Source organism: Alkalinema pantanalense CENA528, assembly GCF_050753345.1.
GTDB classification, from domain to species: domain Bacteria; phylum Cyanobacteriota; class Cyanobacteriia; order Leptolyngbyales; family Leptolyngbyaceae; genus Alkalinema; species Alkalinema pantanalense.
In genome coordinates, this window is sequence record NZ_JBLZFX010000027.1 from 1 (window position 1) to 15,795 (window position 15,795).

Consider the following 15,795-nt stretch of genomic DNA (forward strand, 5'->3'; position numbering starts at 1 on the left):
GGCACTAATCACTGCATTCCTTCCCGCTCTTTGATAGCACTGTTCAGTGCTTTCATCCTATCGAAAAGCCTCAAATTTTCAACCGGGCAGACCAGTACATATGGTCACCTTAACAGGGGTAGTTATATCCACCTAATGATTCAGAAGAATTACCATTGTTCTCCACTTTAGAGACGGAGCCAAGTTCTGGGACGCTAGAGATCGTTAAGTTGACAGCACAAGAGAATAGTGAATCAGAAGAGGATATCCATTACTCCAACAAAGAAGTTATAGATTTTCAGGATGAATCACCCCTGTTTGGCAGCAAAGTGTCTCAATCTCGATATTCATTCTCTCAGTTATTAGAAGAGACGAATCTTGCCCCTGAGCAAGTTAAAAGGTGGATTAGAGTTATTAACCGTAGAAAACAAGCCATATTTTATGGGGTGCATCCCAGTACTGCATTTTGGACACTAAATACAAGACTAAATTTGAACGCAATTATCTTTATCAATTAGATTCTTATGCTTCACGTAAAAACTGCAATAAAGCTATCTTAGTATATCCAGCATTACCCGATAATTGTCCGAAAGAGTTGTTTCCAAATCAGAATATCCAAGTTCGGATATTAGTATTTTCTTTAGATCGCGACTTAGAAGAAGCGGGCAAGCAATTCAAGAGTGCTTTATTTGATTCCTAAGTTTTATCTGTCAATATGATTTTTCTCCTGTATGAACTAAAAACGATTAATATCTTGTCTTCCCCTTGTAATATCTTGCTTTTAGCTATGAAAGACTAATCCACTTCTCAAGTCCTTTCTTTGTTGGTACACCGCTCTCTATAAATGTCCAAATATTGCGTCGATGTTGGGGAGAATAACTGACATGAATAGGTCGATCGCTTCTCCGCTCCTAGTTGCTCTCTAGCTTTTGCTTGGCCTGTTGCTCGAACCAGTGGATTAGCTGTTCGATCGACAGGTTTTCTAGGGTGACACCAATGGATGAAGCGGCTTGGTTGAGGGGTTTTAGAGAAGAGAGAACTAATTGAGTAAAGAAAGCTTTGAAGTTACTGTCCACACTGGACTGTAAACTGGCGTCGGCGGCAATCCACTGTCCAATGTCTTGCGAGGAAAGCTCCGCGATCGTGCAGTTTTTGGCCAAGGCAATTTGCTTGAGCGATCGTAGAGCGTAGATGGCGACACGAGTAGTAAATTTGTCCCGTGAGGTCAGTAAGGCGGCATCCACGAGGGCACATTCTTCGACGGTGAGAAATTCAGTGGTCGGTTCCATAGAGTTTGGGGCAGTTGGAGGATAGAGCGCTAGACAGCTTTGATGACGGAGCTATGGGCTAAGGTACCAGAAAATAGGGCGGTGTGTCACTGGAGAGTGGGCGGGGGCGGGAGCAGGAGCGTAGGAAAGGGGAATTCAGAGCAACTTGGGGGGCTTGGGGTACCATAGGTCTAGCCTATTTGACCTGCTTGTTCGTCGTTCTTGTCGGATATGACCCTCGATCCTAAACCTGTTAAGCCCACTCCAGAAACTTCGATCGCTCCTCAGTCGATCGTTCCTGTCTCGCGCTCAGTAGAATCTGGGCCTCAGGTGAATACTGCTGCCGCACTAACGCTCATTGCGATCGCGATTATTCTGATTGGATTTTTCCTGGGAAATACTTGGTTAATTCTGATTGGATCACTGGTAGCGTTGGGAATATCGTTACAAGTTTTTTATCCGACGATTCAGCCAGCGGTGGAGGAGCTGTTTACCACCAAGGATGGTGCGATTCTTTTAGCATCCTTTGGTTTGGGCTTAGGACTGTTGGGTTTGTTGAGTGTGATTGGAGCGAATCGGTGGTTGTCGGAGCAGTTGGCGGATGCGAACTGGGACGCGATCGGAGCCTTGGGAGAAGTGTTTGGGGCGTTGGGGCAAATTTTAATTGCTGTGTTGGCAGTGTATATTGCTTGGCGGCAGTATGTGATCTCGAAGGATTTAACGATTCAGCAAAACAACATTACTCAGCAACAAACGATCGATACCTATTTCCAAGGTATTTCGGATTTGGTCTTGGATGAAGAGGGGCTGCTAGAAGATTGGCCGCAGGAACGGGCGATCGCAGAGGGGCGAACAGCCGCAATTTTCAGTAGTGTGGATGCCTTGGGTAAGGCGAAAATTTTGCGGTTTTTGTCGCGGGCGCGGTTGCTGTCGCCGTTGAAGCGGGATCAGCGATTGGGGCGTCCGATTTTGGATGGGCAGGGCGGCTATGCGGAGGATCGACTGCACGGGGTGCGAGTGATTGATCTGGGGGTGATGCTGGCTGGGGCGAATCTGGCAAATACGGACTTGCGCTGGGTGGATTTGAGTGATGCAAATTTGATTCGGGCAGATTTGCGCAATTGTGAGTTAGTAAAGGCAAATTTGGCGCGGACGATTTTGGTCGGTGCGAATTTGGAAGCGGCGGATATCAATAGTACGCGGCTATTTTACGGCAAGGTGGAAACGGCGACCCCCCGCAGCCGCACAGAACCGCCGGACTATAAAACCGGGGCGCAAACCGGAGCCGTGGTGGAGAATGCAGACTTTACGAATGTGGAGGATATGTCGGAGGATCAGCGGGTTTATGTCTGTTCCTGGGGCGGCTCCAAGACGCGGGCAACGGTGCCGGGGGGGTGTGAAGGGATCCCGAACCGATTGGGACGTTAGGGATGTTTGTACGGGTGGCAGAGGCCGCTTGCAAAATGCCTTCAGCGGTGGGGGGTATGCAAGGGGCTAGTGACAAGATTCTAGTGATCGCCATGATGAAGCGATCGACCCTAGACACCAACGCTTATAAATTCACCACAAGCAAGGTTTGCAATAATACACTTGAACTCTAGCAGATTCAAGAGTATGGTGGGTCATGGGAGATTCGAATTCTAGTACTATGCCACTCAAACCCAGTCAAATTCTCAACCAACTCAACGCTAAACGATCGGATTTCACCGCGTTTGATGAAACCACCTTCAAGCAATTGGAGCTCTATAAAAAGGCGTTGCGGGAAGCGATGCAACTTTCCACCGCAGAACTCCAACAACGATTGTCTAAAAAGCGCCATTGTGGGGCATTCCCGTTAGAGTCCCTAGACGCTGGCACCAATTGGATCATTCCCTTTGGCCTGAGTTGGAATCATCGCGAAGAAAGTAATGCTTGGGTGCGGGAGCAACTGACTAATGTATCTACCTTCGCCGTTGATGGATCTCAAATCTATCCTGGTAAAGATTTATCTGTTCCCGTGGCCTTAGTTCAAATTGGCTGGTTTGAAAATCTCCATACGGCTCAGGGGGAATACTTCAAAGATATTGAATGTTATGTCATGACGCCCCAAGATTTGCGGGTGGAAAAGTTGGGTGAATTGGCCGATCGCAAGGTGAATATGCAACGATTCGCCATGGAAACGCAACGGATTATTGATTATCTTGAAGAACATGAAGGCGTAGACAACGCCCTAGCCTTTTTTGACGGTTCCTTTGTGGTTAGCTTTGCTGAAGCCTTTGACGAAGAAACCACCCAAGTTTATGTAAGTTGTGTCAAACGGTTATTGGAAGCCAGTGAACACTATCAAGTTCCGGTTGTCGCTTTTATTGATACAACTACTGCCCGCGATATAGCTTCTATGTTGCAATCTCTGTTTACCTTGCCAGATAACAAGGCGATTCATGACGCAAAACTATTGAGCTATATTGAATCTGTTAATCATCCTGGCCAACCGATTCCGTGGCAATGGGGCGATCGCTCACCTCTCTTTCTGTGCCAGCGATCGGGCATTTTGGAAGCCTACGGAGAGCAGATGCAGACTGTGACGTTCTGTTATCTCAAAACCAATCGGGATAGTTTACCTGCACGTTTAGAACTGCCGCTGTGGGTCTACGAAGCGGGCCGAGCCAATCAAGTGATTGACTGGGTACGGGCAGAGGTGGCGATCGGTGGGGGCTATCCCTATGTGATTGAAACCGCAGACCAAGTGGCAGTCGTACAAGCGAGCGATCGGCAAACCTTCTATCGCATCTTGCAAGACTGGGCCGAGAAGGAATCACTCAAGTTACGCCTGTCCCGAAAAATGGTCAGCAAAGCTCGCCGCCGTTAGGCTGTTTATAGAACACTCGATAAGGGTATTTAAAGGCACTTGAAATGAGTCACATGGATATCGTAGTTGGCATATCCCCCCTTTGTTCCATCTGCCTGATTGAGGGAAAACCGTTTTAGCACCCCTTCCACTTCAAACGGACCTTGACAGGTGATGGGTTCCTTCGAGAGCAAGACAAACTGATAATTCAAAGCATCCATATATCCTTGGTGTAACGGAGACTTCCCTAGGGGATTTCCAGTCCGTAAGATATGTTGCATGACCACTTTGGGCGAACTACCAGTCACTTTGATCAACTTGCCAATACAGTTTTCCCAACTCGTTTGATCCTGCTCTGATAGTTCACAGTAATCTGTTTGATGATTCATTTCCTGATTTGTCTGGTTAGTGTTTGAAATTTGGTTGCTAGTTGCATTCATAGCCTTGGAATGACGATCTTGTAAATCTTGAGTCGATCGATCGCAATTCTTAGCGTGACAGGTCTCAGCCATAGATTGTCCTGGCTGGTTTTCCAATTGCTGCATATTTTTCAGCCAGAATCCACTTCCTAGCCAAAATCCGCCCCCTAATAAAAATGTTGTAATGAAAACTACTCTCAGCATAGACGGTAATTACTCTAGATGGGCATCGAAACAATGCAGGAAATCTCGCTCTCACACCTTGCCTATGATTAAAAGCCCTTTGGTCAGTTGTCGTCCATAATCCACTAAAAAATAATCTGAAAAAGGATGGATATGAGATTATCCATCCTTTCGTTCTAGATTACGATGTTTGCAGTTGCATAATCGCGATTATTTAGCAATTATTTAGCGATTATTTAGCGACTATTTACGCTTACCCGATCGCCGTCCCCCCTCATCATTACTGCCACCATGGGGACGGGAATTGCCGGGATCGCAGCCTTCGGAACCGTTGCCAATTCCTTGATTGCAATGCTTTTTCTTTTTCCCGTACTTGTCATCATCACGATCGACTACCAAAACTGTCCCTTGGCTTGTATTAACGGATTGATAGGTAGTCATCAATTGACTGACTTGATAGGTTGTCGTTTCGCTGATACTAACTGTTTGTACGACTTTGCCAGGAACGGCGGTGAATACTGAACTGAGATTACTGCTAAACACTGAAAGCACTTGGTTGACCAGCATAAAGCTGCCCGTTTGGAAAGATGCAGGATAGCTACAGTTCCGCTGGGGCGCAGGTAAGCCGATTAGATCGAAAGCACTCAGGTTAATATTTCGAGCAACACTAAAGAAAGTCACTTGGGCCTCTTGCCAGCGTTGGGTGCGACTGACTTGGGTAAAGAAGTCATACACTTGGACTGACCGATCGATGCTGAAATCCTGGTTTACATCCACGCCGTAGATGGTGCGCACAAGGCCAAAGTCTGTGGTTCGATCGGGCAGTACCAGTGTCACTGCGGTATGTTCCGACAGCATTTCAAACTCGCTGTAACCGATGAATTCATCGCGGGTATTGAACAACCGAACCACAACCCGATCGCCTGCCTTCAAGCCTTTAACAAACTTTGCTTTGTACTTGTCTTTCAGTTTATATTTGAAATCGCCTAAAAACTGTTCTCCAGAAAATCCCGTGCGCTCCTTAGATTTAAAGGAAATCCGAGCAATCACATTGGAGAGTGTCCGTTCTTTCTGGACGATCGAGAGGTTGAATCCACCTCGCTCTAAACGCACTTGATCTGTGTTGTAACGACGGTCTTTCTTGCGATCATCCCGGTCATCATCGCGATCTTTGCGATCCTTCCGATCGTAGCGATCATCATCATCGCGCTCTTTACGATCCTTCCGATCGTAGCGATCATCATCATCCCGATCATCATCGCGATCGTAGCGATCCTTCCGATCGTAGCGATCATCATCGCGATCTTCTTTGCGATCGTCGCGGCTGCGATAGTCGAAGGTCTGATTGCTGGCGATTTGCACAGTGCTGCTCATTGCGATCGCGCTGTAGCGTTGAATCTGCTCATAGCGAACCAGTTGATCCCGTCTACCACCTCGCACATCGTAACGGAGCAAAGCAACTGCCTTGAGTTCCACTTGGGAGAGATCGGTTGTACCCAACTGTTTCTGAAGCTCTCCGCAATCGATCGTTTCGGGGGCCAGGGTAATCCGCCCATTACCGTTGGCAATCAACCGGGCACCTGTGCTGTTATAAATTTGCACCCACTCACTGTTTTTGCGGGCATAAATCTGATACACCGCGTTGGCATAACTAGTCACAGGTTTATCGCCAACATCCAATTGCAAAACAAGTTGATTCGCAGTGGTCAATCGCGCCATGAAAAGATTGGCTGACCAGCTTTCTTGGGTGATGTAACTGGTTGCGGAAGCAGGCTGCACGAGAGGGGAATGAATGGTATAGCTGCCCAGCAATGAAGTGACGGTTAAAGCAGCGATCGAAACGTGTTTGAGGCGAGTCAAAGCTTGGGCGGAAGTTGTTTTTTTCATGGATTTGTAGAGCATCAAAGGTGAATGCGAATAAATGGCCAACTTGTAGAACGGTTATCCCCAGGAATTGGGGATCGGCTGTGCTGGTAATTAGATGCGCTATCCTAATTTTCTCTCCCTAGACCTCACACAATTTTAAAAGTTCCCACCTCATCATTCCTTCACACAAATCCGGACAAAATTGCGATTGTCAATTGAGGGTTACTTCAAAGAGGCGATCGATCAATTGATCACTGTCCACGGTGTTTATCCCAATGGATCCCTTTTAAAACAATAAAAAGGAGTAGAGATTTGCCATTCAGCATTCTCTACTCCGTGAAACTCAGGGGTGAAAAATTTAGAGCTTACAGAATTTGTAATCAACCAATTGGATCACCATTGGTGATGACAATCTGCCATGCAGTTAGGATTAAACCGTGACCTTGCGGCGACGGATATTGCGGTATAAAGCACCACCTCCAACCACTACTAGACCTAGCCCTAAACCGGGTTCCGGTACCTTTTTGAGTTTTGGCGTTTCCGGAATTTGAATTTTGCCCACCACTTTGTCGCTGCCGCCCCCAGCATTTACTTGCTGGAACCGACCTGCAACTTTAAACCCACCGGAGGAGAAGCCCGTCAAGAAGCTATTTTGGACATCTTTGACATTCAGCTTGCCGCCACTCAGCAAAAAGCTCACCGTTGTAGATTCTCCAGCTTTCAGCCCGCCGTTGGCATTGCCGCCTTCAAAGGAATTACGAGGAGTACTGATTCCAGCGGAGTAGGTGCCAAACTGGTTGGTCGGTGACAAATTAACGTTTTTCCAAAGTTGAGTGAAGTTGCTTCCTGACGGTGTCAGACTGAAGTTGAGGAAGGATGGCATATCGAATGCCACACCGACCAATGTAGAAGCCGTTGCACCGAGGCCCAATTTGCCGTTGGTGGTGTTCGTCATGTCCAAGTTCAGAAGGACATTGTCTCCTTGCTGAGCAAAGCTGAAGTTCAACTTAGCAGACGCCCCAGTGTTTTCGGTACTGCCGTACTGAGGGGATAACAGAATTGAGAAAGCCGATTGAAAGGTCGGTGCGGTGCTTGTCGTGGATGGAGTCGTCGAACCTGTTGTAGGAGTCGTCGAACCTGTTGTAGGAGTTGTTGTAGGACTCCCTGTCGCAGGAGTATTTGCTTTGGGTTTAGCTTGAGCTGCCAAGGGTGCTGTTAAGCAAAATATGGTTCCGATACAAAGAATTCCCAGCGATCGTTGGGCTGAGAAGCGAATGAGAGAGCGTTTCATACGGTGTGTAATTGCAAAAGACAGTTGAGCACTGGATATTGACTTGCATCGGGTCAGGTTTTTCGCACAAGACCCCAGAATGTTCTTTCTTCGTATTAAAAGAGATTCGGCCCTCCAATTGGATTCGGAGGAATACCTGTTTTCTACGATCGCTGTCGGCGCTTGGCTTCACAGAACCTTCATTGTTGCCCTTCTGATCCCAAGTCATTTGAGCGAGTGGAAAGGGGAGAATCGCCTCTCTGGACTGAGCTGCGAACAAAGGGGCTATAGTTTGAAATTATGTGAAGTCTAAGATTGTGTGAAGTTCCGCGTTGGGGGCGACACCGTAGAAATACGGGGCTATCGGAGCAATCCCTAGGCGGCAGTCCCTACCTATCTGATTCCGGTACCCCGATCCCCAGTTCCCGCCTGCTTCCTTAGAATAACTACATAAGGAATGCGAAATAACGACGGGGGATGCAATGCAACCGAGCAATCCAAATCAATTTACCGAAAAAGCCTGGGAAGCGATCGGGCGCACCCCCGACATCGTGAAACAGGCCAATCAGCAACAGATCGAAACTGAGCATTTGATGAAGGCACTGCTGGAGCAGGAGGGTTTAGCTTCCAGTGTGTTCAATAAATTGGGCGTGAGTGTGCAGCGACTCCGCGATCGCACGGAGGAATACATCGCCAAGCAGCCGAAAGTGAGCGGTGCCAACCAGAATGTCTACTTTGGCCGATCGTCGGATAGTTTGCTCGATCGGGCGGAGTCCTACCGCAAACAGTATGGTGATGACTTTATTTCTGTTGAACATATGCTGCTGGGCTATGCCCAAGATGCCCGCTTTGGGAAGGCGTTATTCGCAGAATTTAAGCTAGATGAAGCAAAATTAAAAACAGCGATCGAGCAGATTCGGGGGAATCAGAAGGTGACAGACCAAAATCCGGAAGGCAAATACGAAGTCCTAGAAAAATATGGCCGTGATCTGACCAAGTATGCCAAGGAAGGTAAGCTGGATCCGGTGATTGGTCGGGATGATGAAATTCGCCGCACGATCCAAATTCTCTCTCGGCGGACGAAGAATAATCCCGTCCTGATTGGCGAACCTGGTGTGGGTAAAACGGCGATCGCGGAAGGACTGGCCCAGCGGATTGTCAGTGGAGATGTGCCCCAGTCCCTCAAAGATCGCACCCTGATTGCCCTGGATATGGGGGCGCTGATTGCGGGAGCGAAGTATCGCGGGGAATTTGAAGAACGGCTGAAGGCGGTGCTGAAGGAAGTCACCGATTCCCAGGGCAATATCATTCTGTTTATCGATGAGATCCACACTGTGGTCGGTGCAGGAGCGACCCAGGGGGCGATGGATGCCGGGAATTTACTGAAACCGATGTTGGCGCGGGGTGAACTGCGCTGTATTGGGGCGACGACCCTGGATGAGTACCGCAAATATATTGAGAAGGATGCAGCCCTAGAACGGCGGTTCCAACAGGTCTATGTGGATCAGCCCAGTGTGGAGGATACGATTTCTATTCTGCGGGGGTTGAAGGAACGCTATGAACTGCACCATGGGGTGAAAATTTCCGATAGTTCCCTGGTGGCGGCGGCGACGTTATCGACGCGGTACATTAGCGATCGCTTCCTGCCGGATAAGGCGATCGACCTAGTGGATGAGGCTGCGGCGAAGCTGAAGATGGAGATTACCTCTAAGCCGGAGCAGTTGGATGAGGTCGATCGTAAGATTCTGCAATTGGAAATGGAACGGTTGTCTTTGCAAAAGGAATCGGACGTTGCCTCGAAGGAACGCTTGCAACGGATAGAAAAGGAACTGGCGGATCTCAAGGAAGAGCAAAGTCGGTTGAATGCCCAGTGGCAAGCGGAAAAAGGCGGCATCGGCGAGTTGCAGAAGATCAAGGAAGAGATCGATCGGGTCAATTTGGAGGTGCAGCAGGCAGAGCGGGATTATGACCTGAACCGAGCGGCGGAACTGAAATATGGAACGCTGGCCCAATTGCAGAAGAAGCTGGAAGCGACGGAAGCAAAGCTAACGGCAACGCAAACGACAGGTAAATCGCTCCTGCGGGAGGAAGTGACTGAGTCAGATATTGCTGAAATCATCAGTAAGTGGACAGGCATCCCCATCAGTAAGCTGGTGCAATCGGAAATGCAAAAGCTGTTGCAGTTGGAAGATGAACTGCACGATCGGGTGATTGGGCAGAATGAGGCTGTGACGGCGGTGGCGGATGCGATTCAGCGTTCCCGTGCGGGTTTGGCTGATCCGAACCGTCCTATTGCTAGCTTTATCTTCCTAGGCCCGACGGGGGTAGGTAAGACGGAGTTGGCGAAGGCGTTGGCGACCTATCTGTTTGATACGGAAGAGGCCATGGTGCGGATTGATATGTCCGAGTACATGGAAAAACACGCGGTTTCTCGCTTAATCGGAGCACCTCCGGGGTATATCGGCTATGACGAAGGGGGGCAATTGACGGAAGCGGTGCGGCGGCGTCCTTTTTCGGTCATCTTGTTTGATGAAATTGAGAAAGCCCATCCCGATGTGTTTAATGTCATGTTGCAAATTCTGGATGATGGACGGGTGACGGATTCCCAGGGTCGTACGGTGGATTTCAAAAACACGATCATTATCATGACGAGCAATATTGGATCCCAGTACATCCTGGATGTGGCGGGGGATGATAGCCGTTATGAGGAGATGCGATCGCGGGTGATGGAGGCGATGCGCGGTAGTTTCCGGCCTGAGTTCCTGAACCGGGTGGATGAAACGATCATCTTCCACAGTCTGCAAAAGGATGAAATCCGCAATATTATTCGGCTGCAAATTCAGCGGTTGGCGAAGCGGTTGGACGATCGCAAGATGACGCTGAAGCTGTCGGATGCGGCGTTGGATTTCTTGGCGGATATTGGCTATGACCCGGTTTATGGGGCGCGACCGATTAAGCGGGCGATCCAGAAGGAGGTGGAGACGGCGATCGCGAAGTGCATCCTGCGGGGTGAGTTTAGCGAAGGGGATACTATCTTTGTGGATGTGGGGGCAACGGAGCGGCTGGAGTTCAAGCGTTTGCCTTCGGAACTGACGGTTACGCAATAGCCGAGTAGGATGGGCAACCGTTGCGGTTGAGGTTCGATCGGTTGCCCAGATTAAATTTTCCTGTTACTTTGAACAAAGACACGTTATAATAGTTCACGTAACGGGAAATTTTGCTGGTGTAGCTCAGTTGGTAGAGCAGCTGATTTGTAATCAGCCGGTCGCAAGTTCGAGTCTTGTCACCAGCTTTTTAAGTGTTGACTATGGCGATTGTTTGGCAAGAATTGGGGCAGTTATAAAAAAGCTGTCGCGCAATCTATTGGCCAGTTAGAAGAATCAGCTTTGGAAGATTACGAGTTGGCGCGGCGAAATACCTGCCAAGAAGATTAGGATCAGGCAATCAAGACGCTTAACCAGTGGGCTGGATAAGGAGGAATCGTTGAATGGATAAATTAACCATTTATCGTCAGCACATCAAGTCTTTGTTGTCTCAATATGTGGATGGGGATAAGTCACAGGATCACTTTGAGTCTCAACTGATTTTGGATGAAGAGCGTGATCATTATCTGTGGTTGGATGTGGGCTGGGATGGCTCTAAGCGGATTTACCATCCGATCATGCATTTCGATATCAAGAATGGGAAGATCTGGTTACAAGAGAATATGACGGATTTAGATCCGGCAGAAGCGCTAGTTGAGTTGGGGGTGCGCAGGGAGGATATTGTGCTGGGTCTACAGCCATCTTATAAGCGTCCTTATACTGCTTATGGAAGGGATTAGTTGTGAGCTAGTTGGGACTCATATTATCCATCATTCATTTGTGCAAGTTTATATTTAGCTATTGCAGATGAATCAATTTGATGAGTAACTTCAACTAAATACCATAACTTTTCACAAATCTCATTTATGGACATTTGATGCTCCGAATTCAGATCAAATTCTCCAGTAAAGTATTGAAGAAATTTTTCATCCACAATACCGTTCCTATGAGAGTATAAATGTCTTATTTGTAGAATTTTTTCTATTTCAGTTTGCTTGAGCTTATCAATAACATTCAAATCCCTGATTTGTGGATTATCTGCAATAAACCCTTTGACACTACCTTTTTGCAATTTGCCGATTTTCTGTTTTGCCAAATAGTTTACAAATTCTTGTAAATCTGAGCAATCTAGAACTTCTTTAACTGTAACTGGACTATTAGATTTTAATGTCACTGGCTTAGCTAGAAAAATTTCATATAATAAGTCAGATAGATATGTCTCAAAATTATCGACAAAAGAGGAGAATAGTATTCTAGCAAGAATTTTTCCCTCTTGATGAGTTGTTGGTGCATCTGGATCTATCGGATAAAGCATATGACCCAGATCATCCATTATCTTTAAGATACTTTGATAATGTTCAATCAGTTTTGTTTTAGCATTGGTTGCTTCTTTTTTATAGACTTCAATTTGCTGACTTATAACTCTTATCCTGGGATAACCACTCGGCTTAAATTGGATTTCAGTAGGATTTAGAAGTTTAATACTGGAACCAACTCTTTTATAAAGTTTACCCTCAACAGTAATTAATGAGTTTGATTTTTCAACTTTAATTGCGTAAAGTTTTTTATCTTTGAAAGTAACATACTGATAAAATACCTGCGGTTGAGGTGACAGAAGATCTAATGCTTTGTGAGTAATAGCAGTAGCATGAAAATCCTCACTCAAGCCATTGATTTCGAGATTATCTGAAACTCCTAAAATTATGTAGCCACCATCAGCATTAGCAAATGAACTAATCAGTTGAGCAATATTTCGAGAAGGAGGCAAAACAGACTTATATTCAAGCTTAGAACTTTTTGGTTGGCCGATTGCTTCAAATATTTCCTGTGTAATATCCATTAGTTCACTGGAATCCTATTAATACCTATTTGTTTAATAACTTTCCCCAAGGTTAATTGTTTTGGTTCCTCTACTCCATTATCAATCCAAAGTTCTGAATTGGGATCATCTAAAGTATCTTTTTCAGAGCTGTAATAGATAATGACTTCTCCATTATCAGAAGGTCTTACAACTACATATATAGGCAAGCCATTCTTTTTTATTCCTCCAATAACTGTAGTAGCTAATTCTTCCGCATCAGTGCATTCATACTCCTCAAGAGATTGTAAATGTTTAATCACATTGTTCTTAGCTCTTTTTATCAATTTTTGTACAGTCAAAAACATTTCAAACGTAGGTGTAGAAGTGTGTATAAATTTAGCTGCAATTCCTGAATCTTGTAAAGCCGCTTCTAATTCCTCAATAGACGTCACTCCTAAACTTAATAGAACTGCTTGATTTATTTCTATTTTATTGGTGTCATCCGCAAGGACATTTTGGGCTAGCTTAAGCTGGGTTTCCAACTCAGAGATATTATCAGCTTTAAATTCTGCTAAAAGACTATTTATTTCTTGTACACTTTTAATCTTTTGAATTATTTCCGAATCATCTTCAATGGCTTTTGTGACTTCAGCAAGTTTTGATAGATCTGTACAAGTCCGCATTACTTTATATAGACTTTCCTTATCTTGTATCGTATTCATAAAAATTTCAGCACGCTTACGGTATACCTCTGCGAACAATTCTTTTCCTTGCTCCGGATTATTTTCAAACCATTCAGACAAGAAGTTAATAGCTTTTTTCAAATTCTCATTGTTACTATGAGAAGATTGTTTTAATTCTCTATTTAAGTTGTCTGTTATCCTGACTGCAATATCTTTTTTCTCCTTTTCTTGAAGATTGGCCCTTATGTAATTAATTTTTTCATGAATTAAAATATCCTTCCAGTCTTCACCTAGAAGTTTTAAAACATCGATCAACTCATCGTCTAGTATTGCGTCAATATACAAGGTTTCTCTATTCAACGGGTCTTTTACTTGCTTAAATTGTCCATTTTGATTTGGTGTGATTTCACACTTCTGAAGTAACACAAGGTTTCTTTCATCCTCAAGTAAGAAAGTACCTAGAGAATTTAGCCACTCAAAAGTACTATTCTCATCTTTTCTTAAAGCTTGACTGAGATTATGAATGTTCTTTTTGCTAGCTACAGTGTTGACTAAAACTTTATAATCTACTGTTTTCCAACCTTCCCAGATTATCCCACACCAATTATGCAGGTGATTTTTTTTGCAACCAGCATTGGGGTTCATATCGAATACAAACTGCCAAACCTTCTCTCTCTGGGCTACTGGCAAAGAGTCATTTGGAAACCATAGATCTTTAATAGCTTTTTTGCTAGCAGCTTCATCTTCCAACTCAACAATTAAGGCATCATAAATGAATTCTCTGATTGGTTTTTGAATACAATTTTGATACCATTCTTGATCAAAGTATCTGTTATCTGTAGAAGGTATTTGAGTTTCTGCAATGTTGAAAAGATTAAAAAAGTTCTCTTGTGTAATCCTAGATAGCAAGTCTTTATATAAGTCAACAGCAGATTCTAAAAGTGTTTGGTTTTCAATCACTTCTGTATCATCGACACCTTTCAACCAAATTCCATCTCGTTCGGTCTGCGGATTGAAGAAGAAGCTATTTACAATCACAGGAAAATGAAAATTCTCAGTTCCAATAAGAGGAAAATCACAAAATAATTTTGGCAGATCTTTGACACTTTTAACTGAATAGCCTCTTTCACATTTTTCAACCTCAGTAGCTATTGCTACTCTTTCATTGGAGAGATTTAAAATTAAAAGATCTTCTTTTGTATAATTCTTTGTTTTTGAAACACATATAACAAAACCATTCTTTAATTCTCTATTTCTTTCGTAAGAAACATTTTCTTTAGAAATATTATTGATGATTTCAACTTTTCCTATCTTAGGAATAAATGCTAGGACGAAGGGAATCAATCTCGAAAATTCTTCCACTCCAATTTGAGCCACTCTTTTCTGTACTTTTGTATCCAATTGGTAGCAGAAGGATGTGTTAAATTGATTTTCATTGTAGCTAGAACTTATTTTTTCAATAGACTTATCAAATTCGTCCCAAGACTTTTTAATATTGGGCATGAGTTGCGTTGTTGTTTTACCTCGTCGATCTAACAGAAATTGAAATTTGTAGAAATTTCCATCTGCTATTGTTACTCCTTCTACTCTAATGATTCTTGACAGTAGATGTGTTGTCAAAAAACCTGTTCCAAATCTGCCTATTTTCTTAGTTTCCTGTCCTTCTTCAACTTCTTTAGAGGAAATTTGATTTATTAATCCTATGACATCCTGGCTTTCAAAATGGCTGCCGTTATGTCTAAACGCAACCTGATGTTCATCCAGTTCTATTTGAACGGATACAGTTCTATCCTTATCTTCGGCGATACTATCTTTTGCATTTTGTAAAAGTTCCCAAGCCCAACGCCCTTGATTATTTTCAATGGTTTTCTCTAGATCGTGTAGGCGTTTGATAATTTTATCGGCGATAGCTCTTTCTCCAGAGTCTTTTCTACCATTGTGAATTGCCTGAATCATAACTGCCATCTCAATTCTACTAAGTTGCCACTATCTTTTTAAATGCTAGTTCAATATTACGACGAGTAGAGGACTAACTACTGTCTAGATAGAATTTAGTCCACGAAATACCCAAAATGGGTACTAGCTAGACGAACTTTCTGTCTAACTCCTTAAATCGGAATACTTAGGTTGACTCATTTCAGTATAATGCTCCCTCAACGAAAATACCCCTGTTCATCAAATTTTAAAAATAGGAAGATAGATAATCGTAGTGCCAAAGCACCCACAGATCGCTAACCAACCAATGCAACCTGTGAGATAACACTGGCGTTCGCGGCTGAGGTAATGTATTGCCCGTCGTAATGCGCGATCTGCATCGGTTGAATCCAGTGAATCTTGTCTGCATACCGTCAGGAAAAGCAAGGTGATTCGATCGTGAACCCTTGGGCACTCGACAATCCCCCAAAGGATTAAACTG

General features: G+C 44.7%; 12 protein-coding genes and 1 tRNA gene. 7 read left to right on the forward strand and 6 right to left on the reverse strand.

All coding sequences use genetic code 11. The features are described 5' to 3' along the window. Positions 1–209: 209 nt before the first annotated feature. Entirely contained in the window at positions 210–497 is a 288-nt protein-coding gene (locus ACN4EG_RS11070) for a hypothetical protein (protein ID WP_431629466.1), read from the forward strand. Positions 498–890: 393 nt separating this feature from the next. Here ACN4EG_RS11070 and ACN4EG_RS11075 read toward each other — a convergent pair whose 3' ends face one another. After that, positions 891–1,268, reverse strand: coding sequence for a hypothetical protein (locus tag ACN4EG_RS11075; protein WP_431629468.1), 378 nt, complete (start codon positions 1,266–1,268; stop codon positions 891–893). Between the two features lie 210 nt (positions 1,269–1,478). On the opposite strand from ACN4EG_RS11075, the gene ACN4EG_RS11080 reads away from it, so the two are divergent. The 3 genes from ACN4EG_RS11080 to ACN4EG_RS11090 are packed head-to-tail and all read left to right on the forward strand — an operon-like array spanning position 1,479 to position 4,095. Then, a complete protein-coding gene (locus ACN4EG_RS11080) occupies positions 1,479–2,675 on the forward strand; it encodes a pentapeptide repeat-containing protein (RefSeq protein WP_431629469.1) in 1,197 nt (398 codons plus the stop codon). Positions 2,676–2,677: 2 nt separating this feature from the next. Next, positions 2,678–2,848, forward strand: a complete 171-nt coding sequence (locus ACN4EG_RS11085) for a hypothetical protein (RefSeq protein ID WP_431629471.1) — start codon at positions 2,678–2,680, stop codon at positions 2,846–2,848. A gap of 23 nt (positions 2,849–2,871) precedes the next feature. Further along, a complete protein-coding gene (locus tag ACN4EG_RS11090) occupies positions 2,872–4,095 on the forward strand; it encodes a DNA double-strand break repair nuclease NurA (protein WP_431629472.1) in 1,224 nt (407 codons plus the stop codon). A 29-nt stretch (positions 4,096–4,124) separates the two neighbouring features. Here ACN4EG_RS11090 and ACN4EG_RS11095 read toward each other — a convergent pair whose 3' ends face one another. From ACN4EG_RS11095 to ACN4EG_RS11105, 3 genes are all read right to left on the reverse strand, one after another. Continuing rightward, a complete protein-coding gene (locus ACN4EG_RS11095) occupies positions 4,125–4,697 on the reverse strand; it encodes a hypothetical protein (protein ID WP_431629473.1) in 573 nt (190 codons plus the stop codon). A gap of 222 nt (positions 4,698–4,919) precedes the next feature. After that, on the reverse strand, positions 4,920–6,563 hold the full coding sequence (locus ACN4EG_RS11100; protein WP_431629474.1) for a hypothetical protein: 1,644 nt from the start codon (positions 6,561–6,563) through the stop codon (positions 4,920–4,922). Between the two features lie 409 nt (positions 6,564–6,972). After that, a complete protein-coding gene (locus tag ACN4EG_RS11105; RefSeq protein ID WP_431629475.1) occupies positions 6,973–7,833 on the reverse strand; it encodes a hypothetical protein in 861 nt (286 codons plus the stop codon). 461 nt (positions 7,834–8,294) lie between these two features. Between ACN4EG_RS11105 and clpB the strand changes: the two genes are divergently transcribed. From clpB to ACN4EG_RS11120, 3 genes are all read left to right on the forward strand, one after another. Continuing rightward, positions 8,295–10,919: an ATP-dependent chaperone ClpB gene (gene clpB / locus ACN4EG_RS11110; RefSeq protein WP_431629477.1), complete on the forward strand. Its 2,625-nt coding sequence runs from the start codon at positions 8,295–8,297 to the stop codon at positions 10,917–10,919. A 112-nt stretch (positions 10,920–11,031) separates the two neighbouring features. Then, a tRNA-Thr gene (locus tag ACN4EG_RS11115) sits at positions 11,032–11,104 on the forward strand. A gap of 195 nt (positions 11,105–11,299) precedes the next feature. Further along, positions 11,300–11,635: a XisI protein gene (locus ACN4EG_RS11120; RefSeq protein WP_431629479.1), complete on the forward strand. Its 336-nt coding sequence runs from the start codon at positions 11,300–11,302 to the stop codon at positions 11,633–11,635. A 23-nt stretch (positions 11,636–11,658) separates the two neighbouring features. Here ACN4EG_RS11120 and ACN4EG_RS11125 read toward each other — a convergent pair whose 3' ends face one another. Next, a complete protein-coding gene (locus ACN4EG_RS11125) occupies positions 11,659–12,735 on the reverse strand; it encodes an AlbA family DNA-binding domain-containing protein (protein ID WP_431629480.1) in 1,077 nt (358 codons plus the stop codon). Next, the gene (locus tag ACN4EG_RS11130) at positions 12,735–15,335 is read right to left on the reverse strand and encodes a sacsin N-terminal ATP-binding-like domain-containing protein (protein WP_431629482.1); all 2,601 of its coding nucleotides are present in this window, start codon (positions 15,333–15,335) and stop codon (positions 12,735–12,737) included. Before ACN4EG_RS11130 ends, ACN4EG_RS11125 begins: the two co-directional genes overlap by 1 nt. Positions 15,336–15,795 lie beyond the last annotated feature (460 nt).